This window comes from Acetivibrio straminisolvens JCM 21531, assembly GCF_000521465.1.
Classification (GTDB): domain Bacteria; phylum Bacillota; class Clostridia; order Acetivibrionales; family Acetivibrionaceae; genus Hungateiclostridium; species Hungateiclostridium straminisolvens.
In genome coordinates this window covers 45,107-52,276 of sequence record NZ_BAVR01000022.1, presented here as the reverse complement: position 1 = coordinate 52,276, position 7,170 = coordinate 45,107, and the positions used below count along the sequence as shown (strand labels likewise).

Annotated in this window: 9 protein-coding genes; all 9 read left to right on the top strand. The window is 32.9% G+C overall.

Annotation, left to right across the window (positions count from 1 at the left end; all coding sequences use genetic code 11):
- Positions 1–885 (top strand): hypothetical protein (locus JCM21531_RS07685; protein ID WP_243467400.1); only part of this gene is annotated, 885 nt, incomplete at its 5' end.
- 22 nt (positions 886–907) lie between these two features.
- Complete coding sequence (locus JCM21531_RS07680) at positions 908–1,147, top strand: hypothetical protein (protein ID WP_038288815.1); 240 nt, start codon at positions 908–910, stop codon at positions 1,145–1,147.
- Between the two features lie 295 nt (positions 1,148–1,442).
- A complete protein-coding gene (locus JCM21531_RS21315) occupies positions 1,443–1,619 on the top strand; it encodes a hypothetical protein (protein WP_243467399.1) in 177 nt (58 codons plus the stop codon).
- Complete coding sequence (locus JCM21531_RS07675) at positions 1,616–2,677, top strand: AAA family ATPase (protein WP_243467398.1); 1,062 nt, start codon at positions 1,616–1,618, stop codon at positions 2,675–2,677. The genes JCM21531_RS21315 and JCM21531_RS07675 overlap by 4 nt, the downstream gene beginning before the upstream one ends.
- Before the next feature lie 2 nt (positions 2,678–2,679).
- A complete protein-coding gene (locus JCM21531_RS07670) occupies positions 2,680–3,369 on the top strand; it encodes an RloB family protein (protein WP_038288813.1) in 690 nt (229 codons plus the stop codon).
- A gap of 279 nt (positions 3,370–3,648) precedes the next feature.
- Complete coding sequence (locus tag JCM21531_RS07665; protein ID WP_038288812.1) at positions 3,649–4,023, top strand: helix-turn-helix domain-containing protein; 375 nt, start codon at positions 3,649–3,651, stop codon at positions 4,021–4,023.
- A gap of 13 nt (positions 4,024–4,036) precedes the next feature.
- Positions 4,037–4,831 carry an ImmA/IrrE family metallo-endopeptidase gene (locus JCM21531_RS07660; protein WP_038288809.1) on the top strand — a complete coding sequence of 265 codons (795 nt, stop codon included), beginning with the start codon at positions 4,037–4,039 and terminating at the stop codon, positions 4,829–4,831.
- A 142-nt stretch (positions 4,832–4,973) separates the two neighbouring features.
- A complete protein-coding gene (locus tag JCM21531_RS07655) occupies positions 4,974–5,546 on the top strand; it encodes a hypothetical protein (protein WP_243467397.1) in 573 nt (190 codons plus the stop codon).
- Between the two features lie 763 nt (positions 5,547–6,309).
- Complete coding sequence (locus tag JCM21531_RS07645; protein ID WP_038288806.1) at positions 6,310–7,164, top strand: heteromeric transposase endonuclease subunit TnsA; 855 nt, start codon at positions 6,310–6,312, stop codon at positions 7,162–7,164.
- The last annotated feature ends 6 nt before the right edge of the window (positions 7,165–7,170 follow it).

Sequence of the window (7,170 nt, the reverse complement as noted above, 5' to 3'; positions counted from 1 at the left end):
GTGAATGGGATGCTTAATTGGATAACTACATTTCTTTTTATAGTGGGTGTTATTCTTATTATTGTTAAAATGATGGACGATGAGGAACCTTATCATGCCTTAAAAATTATAGGTTATTACTTAATTGGTACTTTCAGATTTACTTTTAATAGAATACATATACCTCTTGGATTTATCATTTTCTTATTGTTTCTACGCAGCCCTGAAAAAAAACAACGAGGCAAAAGATACGCAGCAGGTCTTGGTTTACTTGCTTTTGTAGTTGCACTGGTGATTCCTGCCATTACTGAATCATATTATAAACGTACTCGTTACGTAGAGCCTATAACTACTAACATCTATGAGTTGAATTTTCAAAACCATTGGAAGAAAGTTGCAGAAACACTTGAATTAGATGAGTATTCTATGAAGACTACAAGAGCAGAGGGTTTAAAAATTGATTATGAAAAGGATGGGAAACTTAAAAGATTGAGATATGAAGTAACATGGAGAGAGGAAGGACAATTTCGTCATGCAACAGTCTATTTTCATGAAGGACAGAAAAAACTAACTGTAAGGGCAACGAAGGTAGACCAGTGGCTGCAATATGATAGATTAATAAGTATCGAAAGATTATTTGAGAAGTTAGACCAGATTAACATAAAAGACTTAACTCCTCAAGGTGAATTTTCTTATTATGGTTTTATATTTTCTGGAGAATGGACTAATTTTGCAATAAAGGATGGAGAGACATTTATTATTGAAGATAATAAGATTATTCCATATGCAGGAGAATTGCCTATTGAAGGGTATTGGATGAATACTTTTGGTATGAAGCAAACTGGGGAGCGTAGTAACGTCTCGACAGATGGTCATTACTATTTATTCGATGTACAGAGTAAATGAAATAATATAATTTTTGTATATAATGATGAAAAAGCCTGTATTATGTATTCTGCTGATTCTGTCCGTATTAATGATGGCAACTAGTTGCAGTATTGAGCATAATCCTGCTGTAATTTATAAAGTTAGTATAACAAAAGAACCAACGCAGGAAACGCTCGATACTATCCTGGAAAAAGTGAAATCATTTACTACTGTAGAAAACATGGATGAAATAGCGCGTAAAGTTGGTTGGAAACAGCGTGTGTCACAAATTTATCTTTGAATAAATACTGATAAAGACGACTTATTGAGCACGAATATTTCAGCAGGTATTATAAAACTGCAGTGGTAGAAGATAGAGAGGATAATATTGATGCATATCAAACTTGGAAAAAATCATCAACTCTGAAGGAAACAGATTTTAAAAACTAAGATTTTTATTATTATGAGTTTTTCGATTTTTTCGAAGTGTGTGAATAAATATTGCTGATTAGACAATAATTAATATGAGAAAAAAGTTCAAAAATTGTTTATAATAGAGTTGATTAGTAGTATAATATATACAAGAGGTGAGAAAAATGCTCATTCAATTTAATTTTAGTAATTTTAAATCATATAAAGATGAAGTTAGTTTGGATATGACTACAACTTCAATAAAAGAGCATCCTTATAATACTATCATTAACTCAAAAGGTGAAGGATATGTTAAAGTTGCAGCAATTTATGGTGCAAATGCCAGTGGGAAATCGGGGTGATAGATGCATTTAATTTTATGAGATTTTTTGTCTTGAACTCATTTAAAAGGGAAAGTGAAGGTGCGGATATTCCATTAAAGAGATTTGCATTTGATAAATCCAGCAGAAATGGTAAATCAGAATTTGAAGTGTTTTTTACTTATGAAAATAAAGAATATCAATATGGATTTGTAGTAGATAATAAAAGAGTATATGAAGAATGGTTATATAAACGGGACTTTAGAGGCAAAGATAAATATAATACATTATTTGAGAGAAGTTATGGCAAAGTCAACTGTGGTGAAAATTTAAAAGATGCTAAAGTATTTACTGATTTAGTTGGGGAATCAACATTGTTCTTATCCTTAATTTCCAATGCGAAAATTAAGGAAGCAAAGAACATATATAATTGGTTTTTGAATACTCAAGTCATGGACCTTGGTAATGCAGCGATTGAAGCATTAATAACAAGGGTATTGCCAATAAAAATAAAGGATGAAAAATATCTTAAAAGTTTTGAGAGGTTTTTAAAAGCAATTGATATTGGCATAGACGGAATAAGAATAGAGGAAATAAAACATACGTCAAGCGAAGAAGATGAGACAACTTATAAAGTGTATTCTAAACATGCATCTATAGATGCTAGTGGCTACATTGAGATTCCATTTTCAGAAGAATCAGGCGGTACACAAAAAATGTTTGGGCTCTATAATTTTCTGTTTAACTGTTTAAACGAAGGTAATACTTTATTTATAGATGAATTAGATGCTAAACTCCATCCTCTTTTATTAAGGTATATCATTAATATGTTTCATAATCCAGATATCAATAAAAATAATGCTCAATTGATTTATACTACACATGATGTATCTACTTTAACAAAAGAAACCTTTCGCAGAGACCAAATATGGTTTTGCGAAAAGGATAAAAAAGGAATCTCTAATTTATATTCATTGGTTGAATATAAATTAGAGAATGACAAGAAAGTTAGAAATGATGCTACTTATAATAAAGATTATTTAGCAGGTAGATATGGGGCTATACCATTACTAAGGGAATTTAATATTTTGGAGGAATAGGTATGGGGTCAGATGATTTATTTAAAAAGAGAAAAGGTGCTAAAAAGAAACGAAAAGAAAGTATTAGAGAAAGAGCCCCGTATAGATACTTGATTGTTTGTGAAGGAGGAAAGACAGAACCAAATTATTTTGAAGGTATTAAAAGAAAAATTGAAGCAAAGTATAGAGATAAAATTGATGTGAAAAATAAGATAGAGTTAGAAATAAAGGGAACTGGTAGAAATACAGAGGATTTGGTGGATTATACAATAAAACTTAGAAGCCTGAGTGAAATACCTTATGGACACACATGGGTTGTATTTGATAAAGATGATTTTACCGACGAACAATTTAATAACGCCATAAGAAAAGCACAAAACTCAGATATTGATGTTGCTTGGTCTAATGAATCAATAGAACTATGGTTTGTTTTGCACTTTGAGTATTTGCATTCGGCTATCCGCCGATATCAGTATATAGAAAAATTAAACGAACATTTTACAGCAAAAAGTATTAATAACGGTAAATATCATAAGAATTTAGATAATATATTTGATATTTTATGTAAGAATGGTAATATAAAGGAGGCAATCCGAAGAAGCGAGAAACTGAGAAAATATTATGAAGAGCAAGGTGTAACCTCCGAAGCCAATATGAATCCTTGTACGAATGTTGATAGATTGGTTGAAGAATTGCTGCAATATTTTGAGTAAGTAGGTTGGGATGGAAGAGGTGTCATTGTATAGACGGAGCCTACTTTGAAACATGATTTGGTAAGAGAGCCTCTAAAGATAAAAAACGGATTTTATAGAATAAAGACATTAGCAGGAATTAAATTCTGCCAATGCTTTTTCTTATTATTAGACTTAGTCCGAATGATGACAGGAAATTTTACAACTCAAAAGATAAACCCAAGGACTTGTAAAAATATTTTTTACAAATTGTATCTTTTTAAGGGCTTTTGGTGTATAATATAGTAGGAGGTGTAAAAAATGAGTATGGAATTATTATTCGAAAATCGAAAACTAATCGGTAAAAATATATTAAATATCATTAAAGACAATGGATATACAAAGTCTTCCTTTTCAAGGCTTACTAATATTTCACGGCCTACTTTAGATAAACTAATCAAAGGAGAAGTCGACAGCCTCGCTACATTCAAAACCCATATTCAAAAGATTTTGGACAGCCAGGACATGGATGAAGAACAACTACTAAATTATGTTCCAAAGTACAAGGCGAAAAAGGAACCTGTTTTTGCGCTGTCTGACAATGCTCCAGAAAATCATGCCCTGAACCCTAATGCTCAAGAGATGTTTGGTATTTTAGAGGATATAGTTCATATGTGCGAACTGTATTACAATTAAGAAGGTGCAGATTATGTCGGAATTAATAACGAGTAATAATCTTGAGCAGGTTATTGAAAAAAATAACCTGATTAAAGATGATATATTAGGATTAACAAATGATTTTACAGTCAGATTTAATAAGTCGAGGGTAACGGGACAGGATAAACTGTCTTTTTCGGTATTAAAAGAGAAGCATTTAATCCAGATTCCCATTGATGATGAGTATTGGGGCGGGGCTATTATTACAAAGGGAAATATTAAAATACCAGTTATCAATACAGCCCAGCCCCGTGTCTATCAATATTTTGTGGCATGGCATGAAATATATCATTTGTTCTATGACCTCAGTTTAAGGGATGAGACCCATAACATTGCCGTTGATATGGATTTAAATGAAAGAAAAGCAGATTATTTTGCTGCAAAAATGATTTTTGGCAATGTGTACGATTACTACTATTCATTAGATGATGAAGATTTTATCGACAGAGTCATAAAATGCATGGATGTATATAAGGCACCATATAAGGCAGTACTGATAGAACTGTTTGAAGAAGCCGTTACAAAATATAATGATTTGGATTTAAAAGAAAAAATTCTTGAGCATTTTGATAATAAACCTGAGAACTTAGTGCAGAAATTTATAGATTTGGAATTGGATGCAGAGTTAGTGAAACCCTCATATGTTGTAAGTTTAGGTGGTTTGGAGAAGAAAATACAAAGTGTTATGAAAGAAAACCCAGATGTCTCCCATCATAAAGATAATTATCAGTTTCTGCTCACGCTAAAGAATAAAATTAAAAAAGGAGTGGAGGGACTTGCCAAATGAAAGGAGAAGACATAAATGACTTAAAAAATACCTTTCCACGGGCAGGTCTCTCAAAGTTTGCATCCTGGATAATAATTCTGTTGAATTTTTAACATGGGTACGCAAGAGCGTCAGCCCTGAAAAGATATTTAGCCAGTATGATATGATTCTTATCCCCCAATGGGTATGGGTTGAGGTCTGTGATAGTGATAATAGAAAAAGTTACATAAATGATTTAAAACATTATTCGAAGGTCCAAATTATAGATGAAGTTGATTATTTAACATTGGTGGATTACAAAGAAGCAGAATTATACTATCTGTTTTTGCATTGCTGCTACAATGTGAGCAGGCTTGTTAGTTTTATCAAGAAAAACATCTTAAAAAATAGGCCTATAGAGGATTTAGACCCTTATGAGGAATGGCTTAGCGTGTTTTATGAAGAGGGACTAGACCAAAGAAAACTTTCAAACGGAAGAATTCAGAAGAAGAATGCAGGAGAGATATCTATTGCCGTTTTAAGTTATATCCTTTCCTATTATTACAGTGGAAGCATTGATATTATAACTATCTTCAGCAGTGACAGGGATACCTATGAATTTGTTTCTAAGGCTAAAGAAATGCTTTATAGAGATGAGCGATTTAAAGACAGGAGCAATACTTCCATAACTTTCAAATCGAATGACTTTTTGATTTATGAATGGACAAGGCTTGTATATAAACGAAGAAAATATTGATGCTTTTGTGGACAGTTACAGGCAGACGAGGAGAATAAAATTTACGAGAAAAAAACAGGATAATTCAATTGAGGAGCAAGACAAATTGATAGATAATGCAGCATTTTTAGAAATGTTAAAGGACAGCACGATACATTTAATCTTTTGAATATACTGGACTATAGTAAAAAGGTTTTAGTAGATTTTAAGCCTACCAAAACCTTTTTCTTATTGCTTTAATATTTCTTATCTTTTTTAAAGTATGATTGAACCTTTACGGTAAAAGAAAGAAGCATAATAAGGAATATACCTTGCAGGGAGCCTGCAATAAAGCGGATAAACATATTTTCTGTAATAATGGTAAATGGTAACAAAAACATGCTCATGAGAATTACCAGTTTTATAGTCAAAAAAACACTATGCCTCATAAAATACCTCCTTATGTTGGTTACACAGAATTTTATCCGACTACTGCATATTATTTCAAGTCAGATTTTACGTTTAAAATAAAGTCGGTCCATGATATAATGGAAATAGGTTCAAGGGAAATGGACTAAGTGCCATTGACACAGTCACCTAATAAAGGTGTCCAACTGTAGTCAGTGGCATTTTTGTTTTTCAGGGAATAGACGAATAAGGGAAAAGGGATAAGAGTTTTATTACAAAAAAGTTTTAGAGGCAAGGGATAAGGGACTTAAGGAAGTGGTGGATGAATTACATTACCATATCATTTCCCTTGTTCCATAATCCTTTGTACTTAATTTCTAACTCGGGAGGTATCTGCATGGCTAAGCGGAAAACGGATTGGGATGAAAATAAATTAAATAAATGGTTACAGGAGGGTAGGGGGCAGGGAGAAGGAAAGGAATATAAACCCTGGCTTACTGTTACAGATTTCTCCTCAAGGGGGAGGTGCAGCCGTATCAAGGGAATCAAAACGGGAAGGGTTCATCATTTTATGGCGGATATTGAAACCTGGTACTTTTACCTTTTAGAATTTGACGAAGGGAACAAAATAATCGATATTCGGGAGTTTTATCCGCTGCTGGATTTTGATGAAGTTGTCCAGGATAAGCAGGACATCAGCAAGGATTTATTTATTGACAAAAAAACTGGCTGTCCATACGTCCTTACCACAACATTTCTAATTACCGTTAAGTTGAAGAATGGGAAAACCTCATATGCTGCAAGAAGTGTTAAATCTTCAAAAATGCTTGAAAGGAAAACAGCGCTCGAAAAGTTGGAAATGGAACGCAGATACTGGCAAATAAAAGGCGTAGACTGGGCTATTGTGACTGAGAAAGACATAAACCGTGATAAAGCCAAAAACATAGAATGGGCGCTTTCATCAATACATATGCTGCCTGACATGAGGTTTAATGAGGATGATATAGTTGAACTTGGTTCAGCGCTTCAGTTCAGGCTTGCTAACAGTACAAAATCCATACGGAGTGTAATTGCTGATTTTGATTATGATTATGCTCTGGATACAGGGACAGGCCTGTTCTTGTTCCGTTATCTGGTTGCCGTAAAAGCGATTAAGATTGATATGGAAACACCAATAGACTTAAATGCTCCCGCAAACAGTATTCAAGTTGTTAAGGATATGGAGGAGGGAATAATAAGTGTTAACGGTTAATGCTTT

Coding starts and splice junctions, on each gene's coding strand:
- JCM21531_RS07680 (WP_038288815.1), top strand. CDS start 908: ATGATGAAAAAGCCTGTATTATGTATTCTGCTGATTCTGTCCGTATTA.
- JCM21531_RS21315 (WP_243467399.1), top strand. CDS start 1,443: ATGCTCATTCAATTTAATTTTAGTAATTTTAAATCATATAAAGATGAA.
- JCM21531_RS07670 (WP_038288813.1), top strand. CDS start 2,680: ATGGGGTCAGATGATTTATTTAAAAAGAGAAAAGGTGCTAAAAAGAAA.
- JCM21531_RS07665 (WP_038288812.1), top strand. CDS start 3,649: ATGAGTATGGAATTATTATTCGAAAATCGAAAACTAATCGGTAAAAAT.
- JCM21531_RS07660 (WP_038288809.1), top strand. CDS start 4,037: ATGTCGGAATTAATAACGAGTAATAATCTTGAGCAGGTTATTGAAAAA.
- JCM21531_RS07655 (WP_243467397.1), top strand. CDS start 4,974: ATGATTCTTATCCCCCAATGGGTATGGGTTGAGGTCTGTGATAGTGAT.
- JCM21531_RS07645 (WP_038288806.1), top strand. CDS start 6,310: ATGGCTAAGCGGAAAACGGATTGGGATGAAAATAAATTAAATAAATGG.